The 22,620-nt window shown below is 41.1% G+C and carries 20 protein-coding genes and 1 tRNA gene; 7 read left to right on the top strand and 14 right to left on the bottom strand.

The window, feature by feature from the left end:
• Nucleotides 1-77: transfer RNA gene (locus QZ488_RS08590), tRNA-Trp, on the bottom strand.
• A gap of 342 nt (nt 78-419) precedes the next feature.
• Between QZ488_RS08590 and QZ488_RS08595 the strand changes: the two genes are divergently transcribed.
• Nucleotides 420-911: a YgjV family protein gene (locus QZ488_RS08595; protein WP_293747685.1), complete on the top strand. Its 492-nt coding sequence runs from the start codon at nt 420-422 to the stop codon at nt 909-911.
• 98 nt (nt 912-1,009) lie between these two features.
• Nucleotides 1,010-1,714 carry a DUF445 domain-containing protein gene (locus QZ488_RS08600; protein WP_293747610.1) on the top strand — a complete coding sequence of 235 codons (705 nt, stop codon included), beginning with the start codon at nt 1,010-1,012 and terminating at the stop codon, nt 1,712-1,714.
• On the opposite strand, the gene QZ488_RS08605 is transcribed toward QZ488_RS08600, so the two are convergent.
• The 8 genes from QZ488_RS08605 to QZ488_RS08640 all read right to left on the bottom strand — a co-directional run bounded on the left by QZ488_RS08605 (nt 1,711) and on the right by QZ488_RS08640 (nt 10,727).
• A complete protein-coding gene (locus QZ488_RS08605; RefSeq protein WP_293747612.1) occupies nt 1,711-2,376 on the bottom strand; it encodes an RluA family pseudouridine synthase in 666 nt (221 codons plus the stop codon). The two genes, QZ488_RS08600 and QZ488_RS08605, sit on opposite strands and share 4 nt — an antisense overlap.
• 16 nt (nt 2,377-2,392) lie before the next feature.
• Nucleotides 2,393-3,016 (bottom strand): LysE/ArgO family amino acid transporter, encoded by a 624-nt coding sequence (locus QZ488_RS08610; protein WP_293747687.1) that lies wholly within the window; start codon nt 3,014-3,016, stop codon nt 2,393-2,395.
• Nucleotides 3,017-3,071: 55 nt separating this feature from the next.
• On the bottom strand, nt 3,072-4,913 hold the full coding sequence (locus tag QZ488_RS08615) for an ABC transporter ATP-binding protein (RefSeq protein WP_293747614.1): 1,842 nt from the start codon (nt 4,911-4,913) through the stop codon (nt 3,072-3,074).
• Nucleotides 4,914-4,983: 70 nt separating this feature from the next.
• A complete protein-coding gene (locus tag QZ488_RS08620; protein ID WP_293747616.1) occupies nt 4,984-5,619 on the bottom strand; it encodes an RraA family protein in 636 nt (211 codons plus the stop codon).
• Entirely contained in the window at nt 5,619-6,041 is a 423-nt protein-coding gene (locus QZ488_RS08625; protein ID WP_293747618.1) for an MAPEG family protein, read from the bottom strand. Before QZ488_RS08625 ends, QZ488_RS08620 begins: the two co-directional genes overlap by 1 nt.
• Nucleotides 6,042-6,106: 65 nt before the next feature.
• A complete protein-coding gene (locus tag QZ488_RS08630) occupies nt 6,107-8,620 on the bottom strand; it encodes an ABC transporter permease (protein WP_293747620.1) in 2,514 nt (837 codons plus the stop codon).
• 28 nt (nt 8,621-8,648) lie between these two features.
• The gene (locus QZ488_RS08635) at nt 8,649-9,329 is read right to left on the bottom strand and encodes an ABC transporter ATP-binding protein (protein WP_293747622.1); all 681 of its coding nucleotides are present in this window, start codon (nt 9,327-9,329) and stop codon (nt 8,649-8,651) included.
• Nucleotides 9,330-9,374: 45 nt separating this feature from the next.
• The gene (locus QZ488_RS08640) at nt 9,375-10,727 is read right to left on the bottom strand and encodes an efflux RND transporter periplasmic adaptor subunit (protein WP_293747624.1); all 1,353 of its coding nucleotides are present in this window, start codon (nt 10,725-10,727) and stop codon (nt 9,375-9,377) included.
• A 154-nt stretch (nt 10,728-10,881) separates the two neighbouring features.
• On the opposite strand from QZ488_RS08640, the gene QZ488_RS08645 reads away from it, so the two are divergent.
• From QZ488_RS08645 to QZ488_RS08665, 5 genes are all read left to right on the top strand, one after another.
• A complete protein-coding gene (locus tag QZ488_RS08645; protein ID WP_293747626.1) occupies nt 10,882-12,333 on the top strand; it encodes a sigma-54 dependent transcriptional regulator in 1,452 nt (483 codons plus the stop codon).
• A complete protein-coding gene (locus QZ488_RS08650) occupies nt 12,323-13,675 on the top strand; it encodes an ATP-binding protein (protein WP_293747628.1) in 1,353 nt (450 codons plus the stop codon). The genes QZ488_RS08645 and QZ488_RS08650 overlap by 11 nt, the downstream gene beginning before the upstream one ends.
• 131 nt (nt 13,676-13,806) lie before the next feature.
• Nucleotides 13,807-14,688 (top strand): universal stress protein, encoded by an 882-nt coding sequence (locus QZ488_RS08655; RefSeq protein ID WP_293747630.1) that lies wholly within the window; start codon nt 13,807-13,809, stop codon nt 14,686-14,688.
• A gap of 622 nt (nt 14,689-15,310) precedes the next feature.
• A complete protein-coding gene (locus tag QZ488_RS08660; protein WP_293747632.1) occupies nt 15,311-16,096 on the top strand; it encodes a methyltransferase domain-containing protein in 786 nt (261 codons plus the stop codon).
• A 201-nt stretch (nt 16,097-16,297) separates the two neighbouring features.
• The gene (locus QZ488_RS08665; protein ID WP_293747634.1) at nt 16,298-18,367 is read left to right on the top strand and encodes a M13-type metalloendopeptidase; all 2,070 of its coding nucleotides are present in this window, start codon (nt 16,298-16,300) and stop codon (nt 18,365-18,367) included.
• A gap of 99 nt (nt 18,368-18,466) precedes the next feature.
• Here the strand turns inward: QZ488_RS08665 and dbpA are convergent, their stop codons facing one another.
• From dbpA to pyrC, 5 genes are all read right to left on the bottom strand, one after another.
• On the bottom strand, nt 18,467-19,846 hold the full coding sequence (dbpA, locus tag QZ488_RS08670; protein WP_293747636.1) for an ATP-dependent RNA helicase DbpA: 1,380 nt from the start codon (nt 19,844-19,846) through the stop codon (nt 18,467-18,469).
• 35 nt (nt 19,847-19,881) lie between these two features.
• Nucleotides 19,882-20,571 carry a crotonase/enoyl-CoA hydratase family protein gene (locus tag QZ488_RS08675; protein ID WP_293747638.1) on the bottom strand — a complete coding sequence of 230 codons (690 nt, stop codon included), beginning with the start codon at nt 20,569-20,571 and terminating at the stop codon, nt 19,882-19,884.
• Nucleotides 20,572-20,678: 107 nt separating this feature from the next.
• The gene (locus QZ488_RS08680; protein ID WP_366508997.1) at nt 20,679-21,131 is read right to left on the bottom strand and encodes a transporter substrate-binding domain-containing protein; all 453 of its coding nucleotides are present in this window, start codon (nt 21,129-21,131) and stop codon (nt 20,679-20,681) included.
• A 33-nt stretch (nt 21,132-21,164) separates the two neighbouring features.
• Nucleotides 21,165-21,413, bottom strand: a complete 249-nt coding sequence (locus tag QZ488_RS08685; RefSeq protein ID WP_293747640.1) for a hypothetical protein — start codon at nt 21,411-21,413, stop codon at nt 21,165-21,167.
• A gap of 99 nt (nt 21,414-21,512) precedes the next feature.
• Entirely contained in the window at nt 21,513-22,544 is a 1,032-nt protein-coding gene (gene pyrC / locus QZ488_RS08690; RefSeq protein WP_293747642.1) for a dihydroorotase, read from the bottom strand.
• Nucleotides 22,545-22,620: the final 76 nt, after the last annotated feature.

Below are 22,620 nucleotides of genomic sequence, written 5' to 3' on the forward strand. Positions count from 1 at the left end.
TGGCAGGGGTGGAGGGATTCGAACCCCCAACCATCGGTTTTGGAGACCGCTGTTCTACCAATTGGAACTACACCCCTAAAACTCAGAGCGATTGTCGAACATCAAAATAGCCATTCAACAACGCAAATTTTAGTTACACCAACCTTGTAGAATCATCGATTTTTCGGGAAAAATTCTGAATCACAATCAAGGAGGGAGGCGTATTATACTTATTGGCATCGGGGATTCAAGAAGAAAGATGAAAGATGGCAATTACAAGTCGCTAGAACCTACAAAATATATATTTAGTTTTTAACTTTGCAGGCGCTTCGATGCTACCATTGCAGGATCACAATCAGCTTATTTAGGCTGTTTATATTTTATCAGTAGAGTAACTCTAGTCGATTGATTTTATCGCTATTTTTGAATCCCTTAATGCCCTGTTTTGGCAGAATCCATTTGCACAATCTCTCGGGTTCATTGCTTTAATAGTCGGCATGAGTGCTTTCTTACATCGAGATGACCAAAAACTCAGATATTACCTGACCGCATTCACTTTTCTTATGGCAGTGCATTTTTTAATGTTGGGGCTGTGGACAGCGGCTATTATGGCCCTACTCGGCAGTGCTCGTAATTATGTATCAAGCTTAACGAATAATGTTTGGGTAATGTTGATATTTCTATTCTCCGCTTGGGTAATGGCCATACCTAATAGCACTGAATGGGTTCATCTATTGCCAGTACTAGGTGTAACGTTTGGCACATGGGCGGTGTTTAAAGAAAAGGGCATACGTCTACGGCTTTTCATGTCTTTAGGAACTATATGTTGGTTAAGCCATAATCACTTAGTCGGCTCAATAGGTGGCGCGATCATTGAAGGTGTTTTTTTGGTGGTAAATGGGCGAACAATCTTCAAATTATTAAAAGGGTAAACACTATTAAGTGTTAGCATTCTGCCGTTCACCAGTTGACAGCAAATAATATACTGATATAAAACCCTTCCTTATTTAATCGTCTTGGAGTTTTTTCTTTGAACAAAAGTATTATCACCAATGGATTAGCTCTTGCCTTAGTTTTGGTTGGCTTTTTCTTAGATAACATAATCGTAAAAACCGTGGGGTTATTTGCGGTATCTGGTGCCATCACTAACTGGTTAGCAGTACATATGCTGTTTGAAAAAGTTCCAGGTTTATACGGTTCCGGGGTCATTCCACAACGTTTTGAAGATTTTAAAAGCGGCATTCGTACGCTGGTGATGGAACAGTTCTTTAGTGAAGACAATATTCAACGTTTTTTAGCGGACAGTAATCAACCTATTCAAATCGATTTTGCCCCAATTATCAAAAAAGTAGATTTAGCACCCACATTTGACTCATTGGTAGAAGTTATCAAGGCATCTTCATTTGGACAGATGTTAGGCATGTTTGGTGGTGTTGAAGCCTTAGAGCCTATGCGACAACCTTTTGTAGATAAAATGGGAGCAGCATTAGGCGATATTACTCAAGATCCTAAGTTCACATTATTACTACAAGAAGAGTTAACGCAACCAGACGTGCAACAAGACTTACATGTCAAAATCAATCAAATTGTTGAACAGCGTTTAGATGAACTCACACCTAAAATGGTTAAAGACATTATTCAAAGCATGATCAGAGAACACTTAGGTTGGTTAGTGGTTTGGGGCGGTGTGTTTGGTGGACTAATTGGACTGCTGGCCGCTTTATTTAACGTCTAAAAAGGACAAGGACTAGCTAGGGTAACGCGCAGTTGCGACTGCGGGTGATCGAAAGTGATATCAAAGGCATGCAACATTAGTCTAGGGGCCATTTTCTGGGTTGCTTCAGTACCATAAAGGTCGCAACCTAGAATCGGATGCCCCATAGCCTGACTATGAATACGTAATTGATGTGTTCTTCCGGTCAAAGGCGTGAAAATCACTCTAGTGCGATTTGGCTGTTGCAACCTTTCGGCTACCTGATACTGACTCTGGGCTGACTTGCCATCTTGTTGACAAATTTTAAGCCGAGGAAAAAGTAATGGGTCCTTGGCTATGGGTAAATCAATCAATCCCTCACTGCCTTCCACCTCCCCAGATAAAATACTGACATAACGTTTTATAATACTTCGCGCTTGAAACTGTTTGGTTAGGTTGGCGTTTACGTCTTTGTTTTTAGCTAATAGCATTATCCCAGATGTGCCAAGATCTAAGCGATGGGTTAACCTGATTTCAGGGTATTGCTGAGCAAGCCGATAATGAACAGAATCTTTATTAAGGGGGTTTTTACCTGACAAACTCAATAAACCACTGGGTTTGTTGATAACAAGCAAACATTCATCTTCAAACAATATTGTAATTTTTCCGAGACAAACTGGCGCGACAAAGTTGTCTATTGGCATGGCATTCAACTTAGATTCAAACCAGAATGCTCTGATAAACAAAAATGGCCAAACTTGTGGCAATCCAAGTCATCACTAAACCAATAACAATATCTAACACCACCCAGGTTTTGCTGCTTTCAAAAAGCGGTATAAGTTTTTTCGAGGCGTAACCTAAGCCAAAAAACCAAACAAATGATGCGACTATTGAGCCGAATAAAAACCAACGTTTTTCCACATGGTCTAATGTGCCACCTATGCCCCCAATGATAACTAAAGTATCCAAATATACATGTGGATTAAGTAGCGTTATCGCCAGTGTAGTTAACATTAATTTTGCCACTGATTGTTCGTTCTTTGTTCCCTGTTCTACATGTAAATGACTATTTCCTTTGTATGCTCTAAAAAATGAGTTCGCCCCATACCAATACAAAAATATAGCGCCGAGCGACGCTAACGAATTAAGAAAAAAGGGGGATGTTTGTAAAATAGAACCTACGCCTAATATGCCAAGCGTGATTAACACCGCATCAATAACAAAACATACTGCACAGGCATATAGGACTTTTTGCCCCAGTAAACCTTGCCTTAAAATAAAGGCATTTTGGGCACCGATGGCAATTATCAAACCACCTGATATCAACGCCCCTTGAACAAACATACTAATCACAAATTACACCTTAAATTTCAAAAACACTTTTTTATTCAGCAATGTTTTACTCTAAGCCAATAAAGCCGCCGGTTTGGTGCTCCCATAATTTGGCATAAACCCCTTGTTTTTCTATTAATTCTGCATGTGTACCAGACTCAACTATCTTGCCTTCGTCGAGTACCAGCAACCTGTCCATTTGCGCAATAGTCGATAATCTGTGAGCGATAGCTAGTACCGTTTTGTTTTCCATGACTTTGTTTAGACAATGTTGAATTGCCGCTTCTACTTCAGAGTCCAATGCTGATGTGGCTTCATCTAGAATTAAAATAGGCGCATCTTTTAACATCACCCGGGCAATAGCAATACGCTGACGTTGGCCACCCGAGAGTTTTACTCCGCGTTCGCCAACATGGGCGTCATAACCTGTTCGCCCCTGCATATCAGACAAGGTTTGCACGAACTCATGGGATTCAGCTTGTTTGGCCGCTTTTAGCATATCCTCTTCACTTGCATCTAGTCGACCGTACAAAATGTTATCCCGTACTGAGCGATGCAACAATGAGGTGTCTTGGGTCACCATACTAATATTAGCGCGTAAGCTTTCTTGCTGAACTTGGCTAATATCTTGCCCATCAATGGTGATACTTCCGCTCTGAATATCATAAAAACGCAGTAATAAATTAACCAGAGTAGACTTGCCGGCACCCGAACGTCCCACTAACCCCACCTTTTCGCCTGGTTTGATTTTGATATCCAAATCTTTGAACACTGTGATGGGAATATCATTCGCCCCTGCATAACCAAAGTTCACCTTGTTAAAATGAATAGCCCCACCCTTCATTGCCAAAACTTTTGCATTCGGCTTATCTTGCACATCAACCGGCAACGACAAACTATTAATCCCATCTTGCACAGTACCAATGTTTTCAAAAAGAGAAGACACTTCCCACATCACCCATTGGGACATACCATTTAAACGTAAACAAAGGCTCACTGTAATTGCGATTTCACCGGGCGTAACCAACTCCAGCATCCACAAATATATCGCCAACGCAGTAATACTAAATACCAGTAAAGCGTTACTAAACCACACACAACCATACAACACTGTCACCAAGCGCATCTGCGGATAAACACTTTTCAGAAAACCAAACATGCCTTCTTTGGCGTATTCGGCTTCACGGCTGGTATGTGCAAACAACTTAACGGTGGTGATGTTGGTGTAACTATCCACGATACGCCCCGTCATCATCGAACGTGCATCAGCTTGGCGTTGCGACACTCGCTTTAGTTTTGGAATGAGGGTGCGCAAGATCGCTAAATACACTAAAAACCAAATAATAAGAGGGGCACTTAATCGCCAATCGGCGGCAATAACCAAATACAAAATACTGATAAAATACACACTGACATAAACTAAAATATCCAGCGTTTTCATCACGGTTTCGCGCACCGACAAAGCAGTTTGCATAACCTTGGTCGCTATACGCCCAGCAAACTCATTTTGGAAAAAACCTAAGCTTTGACCAATCATATATCGGTGGGCTTGCCAGCGGATTTGCATAGGGAAATTCCCCATTAATCCTTGGTGTGACAACAAAGATTGGGTGATCACTAATACTGGTAAAATCACCAAGACCAACAGGCCCATCCACACAAGGCTGCTTAGCTCTTGTTCTAGAAATGTCTCTCTGTCACTGGCTGCCAACCAATCAACCAGTTGACCGAGAAAACCAAATAACGATACTTCCAAAGCGGCAATGGAAGCAGCTAAAACTGAGACACAAAAAATGACCGGCCACATGCCTTGGGTATAATAACGACAAAAAGCGAAAATAGTATTAGGTGGCTGCGTTGGGTGAGCAGCAGGAAACGGATTAGTTAACCGTTCAAAAAATGAAAACATGGGGATGTTGAGCCTTGGAATTTTGCAGCCAACTAAAAGATAATATTCAGCTAGCTTTTTCTAAATTAGGCTAATCAGAATACCCTAATTCTTGTAGTTTCGATTCAATTTTTTTCGAATGTTGCGCTTGCCACTCAGTTAAATTCATCTCCGCGTCCTTTTCAGTACGTGCCTTGGCCAAAGCATAAACGTCATTGAGTCTATCTTTTGGAATAACCGCAATACCATCTTCATCGGCAATAATATAATCACCCGCATTTACGGTCACACCACCACACTGAATAGCTTGGTTAAAAGGATAAATTTGTTTCTTGCCAGCTGGTTTAGGCATCACACCTCTAGCTAGCACAGGAAATTTACAATCACGTATTTCGCCTAAATCTCTGACCAAGCCATCAATCACCATTGCCACAATGCCTCGCTTTTGGGCAACCGCACAGACATTGCCACCAGCACTGGCAAAATCTGGGTCTGCCTGGACCACTATTACATCACCGGGCTTAGCGCGATAAATGGCAGCATGTAAGCTCAAATGATCACCCACAGCGCATTTCACGGTAAATGCTGGGCCTGCAATTCTGGGCATAGGTGACCAAAGCTGGCGAATAACTGGGTCGATAAACTGTTGTCGTGACAACCCTTCAGCATATTCACAGGTAGACACCGCTAACAACTCAGCGATAGTAGGCTGGTTACTATTAGACATTAGTTACCTCCCATAAACTTAGACGACAACAAAAACACCCAATAAAAGCAAATACCCACCTGCATTAAAAAGAACACAAAACGCACTTGCACCGCCAGTACACTGGTGGAAAACAAATGTGTAATAGATTGAGCTAAACGAGCAGCGAGCAACAACAAAGCTAAACCATTGGTAATCACCGCCGAATCAGTGGCTAATGCCAACAACATCAACCCGCCAATAAAAGCAAAGCTCTCTACACAATTGCCCTGAGCACGGGCTAATCGTTCACCAAAAGGCGGAGAGTTAGAACCGTCAGCTTTAAAATCATTAACCGCCTGTTGCTTTTTTGCCACCAGTAATGTGCGGTATACCGCAAGCCAAACCAATAACACTAAAATCCAAGTGATATAACCTAACAGTCCAATAATAGTGTCGTTCATCAAATTTTACCCCGCAAATAAGTGGGCATTACTGTATAACAAACAGGGTCTTATACCAATATCGATTATTCCTGTCTTAAGGCTTTAATTGGATTGGCTCTGGCCACTTTGGCTGCGTTTCCGCCCACTGTGGCCCATGCAACCAAAAGTAAACTACCACCCACCACAAAACATATTGGTCCTAACCACAATGTATCAATCCGATATGAAAAGGATTCAAGCCAGACCAACATCGCATAAATGGACACTGGCCAAGCAATCAGATTGGCGATTATCACCGGCTTTGAGAATTGCCAAATCAACAACCCAACTATATCTTTGACACTGGCTCCCATCACCTTACGAATACCAATCTCTCTGGTTCTGCGCTCAGTGGTAAAAGACGCCAATCCATACAAGCCTAAACAGGCGATACCAATGGCTAGCAATGAAAAAACCGAAAACATTTTAGTTTGTATCGACTCTTCGGTGTATTGGGCCTTCATCATCTCATCTAGAAATTGTAAGTTAATGGGCTGCATGGGCACGGTTTGTTTCCAAATCGATTCCACTTTTGCCATCAGTTCAGACACGTTATTGGTGGAAAACGATAAACTGGCTACCCGTAATCGATTAGTGTTCATAGTATAAGCCGTTGGCCGCACTCCAAACTTTATTGAGCGAAAGTAAATGTCAGGCACTATGCCAATAATCGTTAATGCCTGCCCTTTAAAATTGGCTGATTCTAGGGTTTTTCCTATCGCTTGTTCTGGTGATGTAAAACCAAACTTACGTAACGCCGATTCATTTAAGATGACTGATGCGTTCAACTGGGCATTCTGTTGGTCGCTATCTTGTTTAATTTCATCGCTACCAAAATCTTCACTAAATAGTCGACCGGCAAGAGGAGCAACTTCGTAAGCTTCAAAAAATCCGTAGCCCATATCATGGTAGTTAAGTAGTACTTGCGGATTTTCTCCTACCACATGGTCTCCATCTAACAGGGTAAACGTATTGTTGTTCTCATTATCTTGGGTAGGCGACTCAGAAGAATAAACAACAGATGTTATCTCCGGCAACTTAAGCAATTCATGTTTCAGCCTTTGCCTGTTATCTCCTGCTCCCCCAACATTTAGTACTAACTTGTCGTTACTGACATAACCCACGTCCACCGAATGTGCATACAAAGTTTGTGCATAAATAACTGCTGTACATACAACTAAGGTAATTGAAGTAGCAAATTGCACTACTACTAAGGCCAAACGTAAACTTGAAGATGTTTTAGATTCAGCTCCTTTACTTGAACGTAACAAATGCCCAGGCTGAAACCCGGATAAAAATATTGCGGGATAAGTCCCAGCACCCACTCCAATTAATAAGCCAAAACCAAACAACGAAAACAGTAATGTTGCATCACTAAACAAATTTAATTCGAGCTGTCTGCCTAACGCTTGATTATATAAAGGTAATAACAATTCAACCAAAGCTAAGGCTAAAACCAAAGAAATCAATACCAAAGCAATAGCTTCCGCTAAAAACTGCACAGCTACTTGTCCGCGGCTGGCACCTAATACTTTACGCATAGCCACTTCTCTAGCGCGATGGCTAACTCTAGCCGTGGACAAATTCATAAAATTAATACAAGCAATCAGTAATATAAGTGCTGCAACAATACTAAAAGTAATGATTAATGTTTTATCACCCATAGGGGTTAAATCGCCCATGTTGCCTGCGTCTTCTCGTGCCCTAAGGTGCAAGTCCTGCAAGGACATCAACTTGTGACGCATGTTGTCGCTGACTTTTTGATCAGTGGCTAACTCTCCAAAATTCTGTTCATACATTTTTACGAAAGGACTTTCATTATCGACCCAATAAGTCAGCCGTTGCTGAAACTGTTCGAGGTTAATACCGGGGCGCATTTTAAAATAGGTGTACACATTCACACTGGTCCAGGTATTTAAGCCTCGGTTATTCTCAACAATGGTCGGATCAACATAAACAATCATGTCGAGATCCAAGTGTGTCGCATCAGGCAGATTTTTAATCACACCTGAAACAGGCACTAGACTAGGCTCTTCGCCTAGACAACACACTGTCATCACTTCGCCCACTACATCAGTTTTACCAAAATAACGCTTGGCCATTTCTTCAGTGATGATCAGGTCATAAGGTTTGTTAAATGAACTTTCTTTTGAACCATGTAAAAACGGCAAGTCAAAAATGTTGAAAAAACTACCATCAACAAAGGTGACTGTCTGTGCCAGTGCACCTTCTTCTTTACGCACAGAGGCATCAAAACGAATTAAACGCACACCGTCTTCGACTTCATTGGTTGCGTAATCTCGCACCGCTTCCATCATGTTACCGCCAGATCTAACCGTTAAAAAAGGAGGGTTATCTGCCGAGTAATAGGCTGAATGCATGCGCACAATTCGATCACTATCGGTCAGCCATTTATCAAAACCCGTTTCTTGTTGCACAAACAACACAATCAAAATACAACTCATTAAACCTAGGGCTAAACCGGTAATATTGATTATCGAAAACACACCGTTTTTGATGATATTTCGCCAAGCAGTTATCAAGTAATTTTTAAACATGATCTATTCTTCCTTTGTATTGCCTAGACTAAGCTGCACGCACACTTTCAGTGACCACTGCGCCATCAAACAGATTAATGGTTCTATTTGCGTAATCTGCATGGGCTGGACTATGGGTGACCATCACAATGGTAGAGCCTTGCTGGTTTAACGAACGCAGCATTTCCATCACTTCCTGACCATGGGCACTGTCTAGATTTCCAGTCGGCTCATCTGCCAAGATAAGCCCTTGGTTCCCCACTACTGCTCTAGCCACAGCAACACGTTGTTGTTGGCCTCCAGAGAGCTGACTTGGCACATGCTTAGCTCGGTGGGCAACACCTACCATATCCATTACAACCGAGACTTTTTGCTTGCGCTCGGCAGCGGGCATGTTGTGATAAAGCAAAGCCAATTCAATATTTTCAGCAACGGTTAATTCTTCTATTAAATTGAAATTTTGGAAAATAAAACCAATATGATGTTTACGAATAGCTGAGAGCTGCTTCTCTGAATAACCCGAAATATCTTCGTCATTAAAAATATACTGGCCCTCACTAGGAGAATCCAACATGCCTATTAAATTCAACAGGGTAGATTTACCACAACCGGAAGGGCCCATGATGGCCACAAATTCGCCTTTTTGAATTTCAATATTAACGTTATTCAACGCAACAGTTTCTACTTCGTCGGTGCGATACATTCTGCATAAATTGTGTAATTTCAACATTTTAATGTCCTTAAATTGGTATAATAATTTTCTGTAACTAATCGATTAATTTAGCTTAAGTAAAGCCATATCCTGGTAACTGGTATAAGGGCTAGTGACTATTTTTTCGCCCACTTCTAAGCCTTCAATCACTTCAATAAAGCGGCTGTTGCGTCTGCCCAACCTGACAGTACGTCGAACGGCTTGTTGTCCATCCTGAGTGACCACAAATACCCAGTTGCCACCTGTATCTTGATAAAATGCCCCATTCGGAATTAGCAATGCTTCGCTAGCATCACCTAAGGTCAATTTGGTTTGTATAGTCTGCCCACGGCGAATATCTGCGGGTTGTTGTTGAGTAAATTTAAAATCCACTTCGAATTGGCCATTTTGTACTTGCGGGTAAATTTTGGAGACAACCATTTGGTAATCGTCGTAGCTTGCCTGTTGCCCAATATCGACTCGGCCTAAGTAAAATTCGTCAATAAAAGCAGTCACTTTGTAATCATTCGGTGTATCAATTTGACCAAGGCGTTCGCCGCGTTCAATACTTTGACCAACTTCAATATTAAACCCAGATAAAGTGCCGTCGACAGGTGCCTTAACGTTCATGTTGTCTAAGTTTTGTCTTGATATAGCCAAGTTACCTTCGAGCCTTTTGGTGGTGTCTTTTAGAAAAACCAGTTGCTCTCCCTGCATACGCGCATCAGATTGCTGGCTTTCTAAGGTCAAAGCCAATCGACTTGTATACCAATCAAGGGTGTCATGGGTATCATCAAAAGTTGACTGACTTACCGCGCCTGTTTTAACTAATGCTTGTTCTCGGGAAACTTGTCTGGTTAACAGTTTGATTTGATACCTGATATCAACCAAATTACGTTTATGCTCAAGTCGATTTTGTTCAAGGTTAAGTTCAATTGAACGCATATTATTCAGTTGCTCTGCTACTCTTGCTTCATTGCCTAGTACACTTAATTGCAACGAAGCATTCGACAATTCAACAATTAAATGACCCGCCTGCAGACTAGCACCATCTTCCACAAGGATACGCTCTACTCTTCCGCCTTCAACGGCATCCAAATACACGGTTTTGGCTGGTGTGACTCGACCTCGAATAGGAATAAAGTCTTCAAAAATGCCAGACTTTACTGTGGAAATAGCAATACGATCTGTGGTCACACTCAACGCTTTACCGCTAGGCGCACTGAGTAACCAATAAGCCAACAACCCCACTACACTCAAACCAATGAACAACAAACCTATACGTTTACCAAGAGTGTTCTGCGGAGCTATTTTGCGATCCATGCCAGCGCCAGCAGACGCACCACTAGCTGTTTGTGACCCTGGATCCGTGTTTACACTTTTTATGCTAATTGGATCTTCAACTAGATCAGCTTGTGTAGGTTTTATTTGTTTCAAAGTGACATCCTAGACGATAGCAGCGATGGCTAATTTGTTTATATTGATAGTGTTATATCAAGTATCGTTCCAAAACGTATCTATCTGTTTTTATTAGATTAATTTATTTTTCGCAATATATTTACACTTGAAATGTGTACGAATTCGAACAGTAGTGTACGATAATGAACACATTGAACCTGTCATTTACAGAGATAACCTGATGGTGATTGAAGGAAAAATACTGATTGTCGATGATGATCAGGACATCTTAACTGCAGGCAAATTATTACTAAAACGACATTTTAGTCAGGTGATGATCTGCAACTCACCACAAAACATTCCCAAGCTCATGTTAGATAACCGCTTTGACGCCGTTATGCTTGATATGAATTTCAGCCCCGGTGAAAGTTCTGGCGCTCAAGGTTACAATTGGCTCAAGAAAATACTGGAAATAGATCCTCAAAGTGTGGTGGTACTGATTACCGCACACGGAGGTATTGATGTAGCTGTAGAAGCAATGAAATTAGGCGCAACCGATTTTGTCGCCAAGCCTTGGCAAAATGAAAAATTAGTCGCCACTTTAACCGCTGCAGTGCTGTTGGGCCAAACACGTAATGAAGCCACTGAATTACGCCACACCAATCAGCTACTTGCTAAAGATACCAATAGCTCTCAGCAGCAACCCCTATTAGCGCAATCTTCAGTCATGCAACAAGTGCACTCTTTAATTGAAAGAACAGCGCCTACTGATGCAAACGTATTAATTTTAGGTGAAAACGGCACAGGAAAAGAGCTAGTAGCCAGAGAGTTACACCGCCAAAGTTTGCGTGCCAACCAAGTATTTATGTCGGTTGATTTAGGCGCGATGTCAGAAACCTTATTTGAAAGTGAATTGTTCGGACATAAAAAAGGCGCATTCACAGGTGCCAATGAACACCGTGTGGGTCGCTTACAAGCAGCTAACGGCGGTACGGTATTTCTAGACGAAGTAGGTAACTTGCCTTTGCACCTGCAGGCAAAATTACTGACCATTTTGGAACAAAGAAAAGTCACACCTCTTGGCAGCAATAAAGCCATTGCGTTTGATGTCAGAATTATTGCTGCCACCAATATCGCGAAACAAGATTTGACCGATGAATCTAGATTTCGTCAGGACTTACTGTTTCGTTTAAATACCGTGGAAATCACCTTGCCACCATTACGAGACAGAACGGCTGATATTGAGCCTATCGCACAGCACTACATTGCCTTTTATTCCAGAAAGTATAAAAAAGTCGAAAAGACCATCACTGCTGAAGCAGTTGAGCTGATCAAACATTATGCATGGCCTGGTAATGTCCGTGCTTTACGCCATGCCATTGAAAGAGCGGTGATTTTATCTGAGTCAGAGCAATTATCAGCCGATGACTTTCAGTTAAACTATCTACCACAGACAAGCAAATCTATAGAACCAAACACCGTTCAAACATCGCAAGAAACAGCCGAACTCAATCTCGACAAAGTGGAGAAATCGACCATCGAGACGGCGCTAAAACAATATCGTTACAATATCAGCCATACCGCCAAAGCCTTAGGTCTTACGCGCGCAGCACTATATCGCAGGATGGAAAAACATGGGCTTTAAAAAATTCTCGTTATATATCGCCATTCGCACCATCCTAGTGATGGTCAATTTGTTGGTATTGAGCTTGTTAATTAGTGCAGAGGGTTATCATGCCACAACGCTCATCGCCCTTATTTTTCTGATATTTCAGAGCCTTTCTTTGGTGCGATTTGTGTCTAAAACCAATGCCGAATTGGTGCGTTTTTTAGACGCTGCACGTTACGCCGATTATTCGCAACGGTTTGATATGTCGTCCTTAGGTTCAGGCTTTGGAGAACTGGGTAGTGCTTTTACTGACATACTTGAGCGTTTTCAAACTGTACGTTCTGAACAAATCGAACAACAACGTCACCTCAAAGCTATTGTTGAACACGTGCCGGTTCCCCTAATCAGTATTAGTAGTGATGGCTTACTTACTTTGTGGAATAACGCCGCTCGTAAATTATTTGGAGCAAACCATGTAACTAAGCTGAGTGATCTCATCCCTTTTGGAGAAGAGTTTGCCAAACACCTATCTGCAGTTAAACCAGGTGAAAGACGTTTGGTGCATTTTACCATTGACGGCATGGAGCATCAGTTGAGCATCTCAGCCACACAAATACTGCTGACCAATACCCAAGAAACACTGGTCAGTATGCAAGACATTCAAAGTGAATTAGATATTGCACAACTGCAAGCATGGCAAGATTTGGTAAAAGTACTGACTCATGAAATCATGAACAGTATTACCCCAGTGGCATCGTTAGCTAAAACAACGGTAGACTTGGTTGCAGACTGCAAACTCAAAGCAAACACTTACCCAGAACTCAGCGAAGACCTGCAAGACATCTCAGAGGCGGTCGAAACAGTTGCTCGGCGCAGCGACGGCTTAATACAGTTTGTCAGTAGTTATCGTCAGTTAACGCGATTACCTACACCGAATAAAAGTAAGCTTAATGTGGCAACTTTGTTTCAACAAAGTTGTTCTTTAGGCACCCTGAAATGGCACGAGAAAGGAATAGCAGTAGAGACCAATATAGAACCATCCGAACTTGAGGTCACAGTGGACAAAGACATGATAGAACAAGTGTTACTCAACCTATTGCAAAATGCCGAACATGCCGTTGAAAATTGTCCATCACCTAAGGTAAGTTTAAACGCATTCCTCAACAAGAGAGGCCACGTGGTGATTGAAGTCAGCGACAATGGCAAAGGTATTCCTGATGAAATTGGTAACAAAATTTTTGTACCTTTTTACACCACCAAACAACATGGTTCAGGGGTTGGTTTAGCACTGACAAGACAAATCATGTTAGCCCATGGTGGGGCAATCAAATATGAAGAAAAAGAAACAGGTGGCACAGTTTTCAAAATGACGTTTTGATATATTAATAAGCCTCGCGCTGAGCAAACAAAATAATTAACTAAGTCTTCTGCTATTCATTGTTGTAGATCAAAGGCCTTCTTGCATACAATGACTACTATAGCTCCCAATCAAATGTTCAGGAAACACAAATGAAAATTGAAAATATTTTGGTCATTTCAGATCAACAAGACAAGCAACAAAGTGCCCTAGCGCATGCAAAGTCATTGGTTGAACGATATGGGGCGAAACTTCATGTTGTGGCTTTTAATTATGAACACTTTGCAACGCTAGATACCAATTTAAATGATGAACAACAACTTGAAATTCAAAATAAAATCCTAGCCTCATCAAAAGAATGGCTAGATGTTCAAGTTGATAAATTAAGTCTGCAAACACAATCAACAAGCGAAGTGATTTGGGAAAAGGATATTGTTGGCTGGGTTAAAAATCATTGTACCTCCGAATCCTACGATTTGATCATTAAAACAGGACATCGCAGCGAAGGTACATTTTATGTGCCAACAGACTGGCATTTGATCCGTAATAATCTTGTGCCAACCTTACTTGTAGCTGAAAAGAAATGGCGTAAGAAACAATCCATAATGGTCACGCTTGATTTAGGTACTCAGTTCAAAACAAAACAAGCACTCAATCAAAACTTGATTGATGCGGGGATCAACTTTTCAAAAAGTGCCAATATGCCTTTACATATTTGTTACAGCTTACCCATCTCTCCTGTACTTAAAGATTTGGGAATAATTGACGCAAAAGCATTAGTTAAAGAAGCCAAATTAAAATATATTCCTATCATTCAAGCTATGTTGGGTGAACATGAAATTCCAGTAGAGAATATTCATATTAAAGCAGGGAAAGCTTCTAAGGTAATCCCTAGCCTTGCCTCTAAACATGCTGCAGGATTGGTGATTATTGGAAGTATCGGACGCAAAGGTTTAAAAGCCAAACTAATGGGTAATACTGCTGAAAGTGTATTAGCTCTATTAAAAACAGATATCTTAGTCATCCAACCATAAAAAATTGGGGCAATTAATTAAGGGCAGAACAAAGTCATTCACAGTTTAACTTTGTTCTGTCCTGATTGATTTTCTAATGCCCGAGTACATTCTTCTCGGTTTTCTTTGATTGTTTTGCCGCTTTTTTTTCCTTAGCGCTTAAAAGCGGTTTCTTTTTAGAATCTTTTTTGTTGTCTTGTCCTTTGCTCATTATATTTATCCTTAGCTATAAGTTTATTAACCTAAAATCAGTTTGAGCCAACCTGAGACCGTTGCTAAAAATCGACATCGAATAAAACGACAATGTCAGTTTATAGAAATATCAGTATGTGCCTAATCATGTGAAACTTATAGCTAATGTTAATTCCTAGGTATCGTTCAAATTAACATGGCAAAAAAGCATCACACAATGTGATATATGAACACCAATAAATAATGACTTTAGCAACTCTCCCAAAACAAATATAAGCATGCGTCAATTCATTCTCATGATGAACTTATCTACAATTGCTTTTGCCATTACTAAGGGAGTGGTTAACCCCTTTCATCCCATATTTTTGCTTCTCGTCAGATTCTACTGGGAGAAGTGCTCAGAACAGCTTTATAATATACTCCTTGTATATTTCAGCACTTTAGAGACACTATGAAACGCTTTCTTTTTTTATCATTTATAGCCTTGGCCAGCCAAACAACAGTTTATGCCGAACAAGCATTAAACCAACAACAAATTCAGGCGGTCTTGGATCATCAAGATAGACCCGCAGAAGACAGTAAACGCGACTCAGCTAGACAACCAGCAAAAGTATTGGCATTCACTAATGTTGCTGAGGGTGACCAAGTATTGGATTTATTTGCAGGCGGTGGTTGGTATACAGAATTATTTTCAAAAGCAGTGGGGCAATCAGGTAAAGTCTATGCGCAAAATGACCAAGTTATTTGGCGCTTTGCTGAAAAAGGTATTACGCAACGTACCAAGAATAATAGACTCAACAACGTAATCCGTTTCGACAATATGCCAATTGTTGACATGAACATTCCTGATGAAAGCCTCGATATTGTTTTTGTTGCTCTTAATTATCATGACTTGTTTTTTACTGATACCACTCAGGATGGCAAAAAAGTGCAACTTCGAGATGATATTGTTGATTATAAAGCGGCATTAGCAACAATAAAAAAAGCACTAAAAAAAGAGGGTGTATTTATTATTATCGATCACTTAGCCACCTCAGGTTCAGGCTATCAAGCAGCTAACACCCTGCATCGTATCGACCCAAATATAGTGAAGTTTCAATTAAATGAAGCAGGATTTAGCTTAATTGAAGAAGCTCACTATCTACGTAACCCAGAAGATGATTTAACTAAAAACGTTTTTGCGCCTGAAACTAGAGGTAAAACTGATAGGTTTATCTATAAATTTTCTAAAAAATAAAACGCCATTAGTGCTCACACTTAACCAGTACCAATAGTCGAGATGATATTGAAATAAGCTGGGCACTACCTTTGCTTTCGCTCAAACCAGTTAAACCATATTGAATTATCTGAGCCCTTTTTTATTTTGTGCCATTCATGGTACAAAAGGCAGGCTCTTATTATATAAAAACAATAAAATTATTTCAGGGAAATTAAATTTATGAAATTAAAACTAACCTGTATCGCCACGATACTAACTTTAAGTGCCTGTAGCCCGGCACCCAACACTGCTACCACAGCCACAACACCCGAACAGGCAAAGGCAGAAAGTCCAGTTACTCTTGCCTCTGGCATCATCAAACAAAACATGGATCTCAGCGTTAAGCCTGGTGACGATTTTTTCAATTACGTGAATGGCACGTGGTTAGCGAATACCGAAATTCCTGCTGATAAATCTAATTATGGCGGTTTTTCAATTCTTAGAGATGAATCTCAAGACGATGTGATGGCGATTATCCGTTCTTCGGCCGAAGGCGATTTTGCTGCTGGTAGTGATGAACAAAAAGTGGGCGGTTTATACAGCTCATATATGGATATGGAAAAACGTGATGCTTTGGGTGTCACCCCACTTAAATCTGAATTTGCACGTATTGCAGCCATCAAAAACTATGACCAGCTTGCAGTATATTTTGCTCGCGCCAGTAAATATGGGTTTCCCGCTCCTTTTGTTGTGGGCCAATACGTAGACCTTAAAAATCCTGAAACCTATATGATCCATACTTGGCAAGCAGGTTTAGGATTACCTGACCGCGAGTACTATTTTAAAGAAGATGAAGCCAACGAAACAATACGCACAGCATACGTTAAACATATTGCCAAAATGTTTGATTTAGCTGGGCTGGGTAACGGTGAGTCCAACGCTGATTTGATTATGGAATTAGAATCCACTCTCGCTGCACAACATATGAAAAAAGAACAAACGCGAGATATGGTGGCACTTTATAACAAACTGTCACAACCTGAGTTAGCAGAATTAATGCCTAGCTTTAACTGGTCGGCATTTTTGCAAGAGGCACAATTCCCCAACCTTGATGGTTTAGTGGTTACGCAACTTGATTATATGAAATCCCTAGATAACATCATTCAAACCACCAGCATTGATGATTGGAAAATATTTTTACAATGGGGGCTTATCAATGCTTCAGCGTCACGCCTTACATCTGAACTTGATCAAGCTAACTTTGAATTTTACAGCAAAGTGTTACGTGGTGTAGAAGAACAATTACCACAGTGGCGCCGTGCGGTTAGTTTAGTTAATGGCACTGTGGGCGAGATTATCGGCAAAGTGTATGTTAAAAAACATTTCCCACCTGAAGCCAAAGAACGCATGTTGCAAATGGTAAACAATCTGCTAAAAGCTTACGAAACAAGCATTAAAGAATTGGATTGGATGACCGAAGAGACCAAGATACAGGCCTTAGATAAATTATCTAAATTCACCCCAAAGATTGGCTACCCTGATCAGTGGCGTGACTATTCATTGTTAACTGTGGATGAGAATGACCTATTTGGTAATTTACAACGTTCAGCAGATGCGCAGTATCAACAAATGCTTGAAAAACAAAAGGGGCCAGTACAAAAACATGAGTGGGGTATGAACCCACAAACTGTGAATGCTTATTACAATCCCCCAATGAATGAAATTGTGTTTCCCGCAGCCATTTTACAGCCGCCTTTTTTCAATATGGAAGCTGAAGACGCAGTCAACTATGGTGGCATTGGCGCAGTCATTGGCCATGAGATTGGTCATGGATTCGATGATGCTGGCAGCACCTTCGATGGTGATGGCGTGCTTAGAGATTGGTGGACCGAAGTCGATAAAGCAGAGTTTAAAGCACGTACAGCCAAACTCATTGCACAGTATGATAGTTATGAAGCATTAGAAGGTCTGAACGTAAATGGTGAATTTACTTTAGGTGAAAACATAGGTGATTTGGGAGGCATTAGTATTGCCCTTAAGGCTTATCATCTTTCACTTGAAGGTAAAGAAGCACCAGTTTTAGATGGGTTCACAGGAGAGCAGCGAGTGTTCCTTGGATTTGGACAGGTATGGGCCAACAAATATAGAGATGAGGCATTACGCAATCAAATCGAAACCGACCCTCATTCACCTAGCCCCTTCCGAGCTAATGGCTCAGTGCGTAATGTACCTGAGTTCTATAAGGCTTTTAACGTAACTGAAAACGACGCACTTTATTTAGCACCGGAAGAACGTGTAAAAATCTGGTAACTAATAAAGTTGTATACAAAAAAGCGGAGCCTTATGGCTCCGCTTTTTTGTTTAATTAACTTGTATGGCTAAATCCCTACATCGAAACTCGTCACTGTTTTAGCTTAATTTCCTTGCCTTAAACTTACGCCCTTTCAATTTACCTTCGTTAAATTGTTTAAGTGCGCGTTTAACACTGCGGGTTTTAACCGCCACATAAGTATGCGTAGCCGTTACGTTGATTTTACCTATGTCATCTCCAGCAATGTCTGCGTCTTTAGTTAACGCGCCCAAAATATCGCCAGGCCGAATTTTGCTTTTTTTACCACCATCGATACATATTGTGGCGTATTCTGGCTGGATAAGGCGGTTAGCATGAAAACGAAGGGCTTGGATGCCAGTCCACTTTATTTTAGCCTTTTGGTAATCTTCAATCGCATTGGCTCGAGGAATTTCTTTAGGTGTACAAAGTGTTAATGCTAAACCTTTGGCATCAGCACGACCCGTTCGGCCAATACGGTGAATATGTACCTCAGGATCTGGCGTTATTTGATAACTGATAACCGCATTCACTTCTTTAATATCCAAGCCACGTGAAGCAACATCGGTAGCCACTAGCACCGATACACTGCGGTTAGAGAAGCGTGTTAACACTTCAGTTCTATCTCGTTGCTCTAAATCACCATGCAAGGCTAATACAGACACGCCTAATGCTGTCAGTTCGTCTGCGACTTCCTGACAAGCAATTTTGGTATTACAAAATACTATGGCTGATTCCGCTTGATAGTGACTTAACATCGCCGCGACTGCTTTAACACGATGAGGTTCTTCTACTTCAAAAAAGAGTTGCTCAATACTGTTAGTTTCGTGGGTGGCTTCGACACTGACTTCTAGAGGATTACGCTGCACGTCTCTACTTATTTGTGCAATAGAGTCAGGATAGGTAGCAGAAAATAACAAGGTTTGTCTGTCCAATGGCACTGCGTCAATAACTTTGGCCATTTCTACTTCAAAACCCATATCTAGCATACGATCGGCTTCATCGAGCACTAAGGTATTCACTTCGCTTAAGTCCAAACGACCGCGAAACAAATGATCCATTATACGCCCAGGAGTACCCACAATGATGTGCGCGCCATGCTCCAGTGAACCGATTTGCGGCCCCAGAGGTGTACCGCCACATAAGGTCAGTACCTTAATGTTATGAATGCCACGTCCTAACTTGCGGATTTCTAGTGCGACTTGTTCGGCCAATTCACGTGTCGGACACATAACCAACGCTTGCACTCGAAATCGCTTCACTTTGAGGTTATGTAACAACCCTAAACCAAAGGCCGCTGTTTTACCGCTACCGGTTTTAGCCTTGCCTACTACATCTTTGCCTTCAATAATGGCTGGCAAACTCATAGCCTGGATGTCGGTCATCTCTTTGAAACCCATAGATTCCAAATTATCGAGTAAGGCGTTGTTTAAGCCTAGTGAAGCAAATTCTTTATTCAAAATATTCTCTTTGGTTTAGGTGCCAACAGTAACTCTTAAAGACTACTGTGACGGTCTTTTTCAATACATTCGTCGAGCGTTTGCAATAATTCTGCTCGTGCTTTTAATTTAGTCTGGTGATGGGCTTTCATATCTAGTTTTGTCATAGCCTGAGCAATAGCTTGAACCGTAGGGGCAAATTCTGCTTCGCTGACGACCTTATCTAAAAATCCAGCGGTGACTGCTTCTTTCGGTGAGACCATTTCAGCTAAAATCACTGAACGGTTAAAAAATACGGGTGCCAATCGACCGCGGGCCAATTCTACACCACCAAAGTGCATAGTCATACCTATTGCGACTTCATTCAGACCAATTTTAAATGCACCATCAACACCTATTCGATAATCGGCTGCCAACAACAAAAACGCCCCTTTCGCAATCGCATGTCCACTACATGCCACCATAACAGGATAAGGAAAGGCCAACATACGCCTTGTAAGTGTTGTGCCTTTTTCAACTAGCGCCATGGCAGCATCCATACTTTCACCCATAACTTTTAAATCATAACCACCCGAGAATATGCCTGGTTGGCCGGTTAACACTGTCACTGCCTGAGCTTGTTCTGCTTGGTCAAGAGCCTGATTTAATTCATCAACTACTTGATGTGAAATAGCATTCACTTTGCCATTTTGGATAGTAATAGTGGCTACTTTATTGACAATTTGGCAGGTAACTAATTCGCTCATATTGATATTCTCGATTTAAAATAATTAGGAGCCTATTTATCCTGTATAAACAGGGCTAAGGGCAACTTATAAATTTGCATGGCAGACTATCAAGTAAACTTAGTCGATTATAATTTAGGATTAATATTGGATTGCACAATGCTATCCAATTCACCTGAACTTTTGATTTTGCTCAAGGCCTGATTAATTCGAGGCATTTCACTTTGCCATTTTTGACTAAACACAAAGGATAACTTTGCTTCGTTAAGAGGATGCTTCGAGCGCCATATTTTGTTTTCAATACTTAGACCGCTTGTCTTCCAAGTAGCCTTATTTTCATTCATATAAAGCAAATCACAACGCCCTTTTTGCAACAACTTAACTAATGATACTTGGCTAGATATTCTTAAGGCTTGTGCTACACCACTTTCAAAAAATGGCATTAGACTAGGATACGAATAATCTTGTCGAATACAGACTGTCTTACCTCTCAACCAATCTAAAGGTTCATCACTCTCATTAAAAGGAGAAAGACTATACAAAAACTCCCGATGAAGAAGAACGGGATCAGAAAACAACAACCGTTTTTCATCCCCTACCCAATCTGGAGATAATCAAGTCATATCAGCCCGTTCATCTATCACTGATTTTTCTAAGTCTTTTCTTGGTGTAGGCAAGTAGGTCAAATCAAGTGCTAATTCGCGGCTTAATGCCTGTGCAAGTTGAGGCAAAATCCCTACATATTCAGAACTACCATCCATATAAATATACGGAGGCCCTTCAATATATATAACCGCCAAACGAAGCGACTTTTTTAGAGGAGCAATTTCATTTGCCATCAATGGGTTAAAAACTGTAACCATCAAGAAACATACAACTAGTGTGGTAAAACGTCGTAAATGTAAAAGAAACAAATTCATATCACCGTAAAAAAGGGTGTTGAAAATAACACCGCGAGCATCCTACGCTATTTTCCAGTCAACTGTATGCCCAGCAAAAAATGGCACTATCGCCTCTCCATTTGGCAAGGTGACAGATTCAGGAACAGTCCAACTTTGTTTAACCAAAGTCACTGTATTGGTATTGCGGGGTAAACCATAAAAATCTGCACCGTGGAAACTGGCAAAACCTTGCAGCTTATCTAACACGTCCAATTCATCAAATACTTGGGTGTATAATTCCAAGGCACTCCATGCACTATAACAGCCCGCACAACCACAGGCGTTTTCTTTAGCATGTTTAGCGTGGGGAGCTGAGTCGGTGCCTAAGAAAAACTTATTCGAACCACTGGCGACTACTTTACGCAACGCTTGTTGATGGGTGCTGCGTTTTAAAACCGGTAGACAATAATTATGTGGTTTAATGCCACCAACCAGTAAATCATTACGGTTAAGTAATAAGTGTTGTGGGGTGATAGTGGCAGCTACGTTATTAGCACTACTCAAAACAAAATCAGCCGCGTCACTCGTGGTGATATGTTCGAATACAACTTTTAATTCAGGGAAGGCTTTTACAATTTTAGCCATATATTGATCGATAAATACCTTTTCACGATCAAATATATCCACATGATTCTCTGTGACTTCACCATGCACTAACAACAACAAACCTTGTTTTTGCATTTCTTCGAACACTGGATACAGCGCTTCAATTCCGCTAACCGCTTGTTCAGAATTAGTAGTTGCTCCAGCAGGATACAACTTGGCAGCCACTATGCCTGCCTGTTTAGCATCAATAATATCTTGCTTCGATGTTTGATTGGTCAGATACAAGGTCATCAATGGTTCGAAATGACTCCCTTGAGGACGAGCAGCTAAGATACGCGCCTTGTATTCATTGGCTAACTTGGCATTCACCACAGGGGGCACTAAATTTGGCATCACAATCGCACGGGCAAAACACCTTGCAGTAGCTGGTACGGTTTCGCCAAGCATATCACCGTCTCTAAAATGTAAATGCCAATCGTCTGGTGTGGTGATAGTAATCTGTTGCATCTTTGCCCTGCTTGAATTTTCTATAAAAAACATATGATAGTAAGAGCGGTATTATGCCTTAAATTCACCATCAAAC

This window comes from uncultured Paraglaciecola sp., from assembly GCF_913020055.1.
GTDB lineage: Bacteria > Pseudomonadota > Gammaproteobacteria > Enterobacterales > Alteromonadaceae > Paraglaciecola.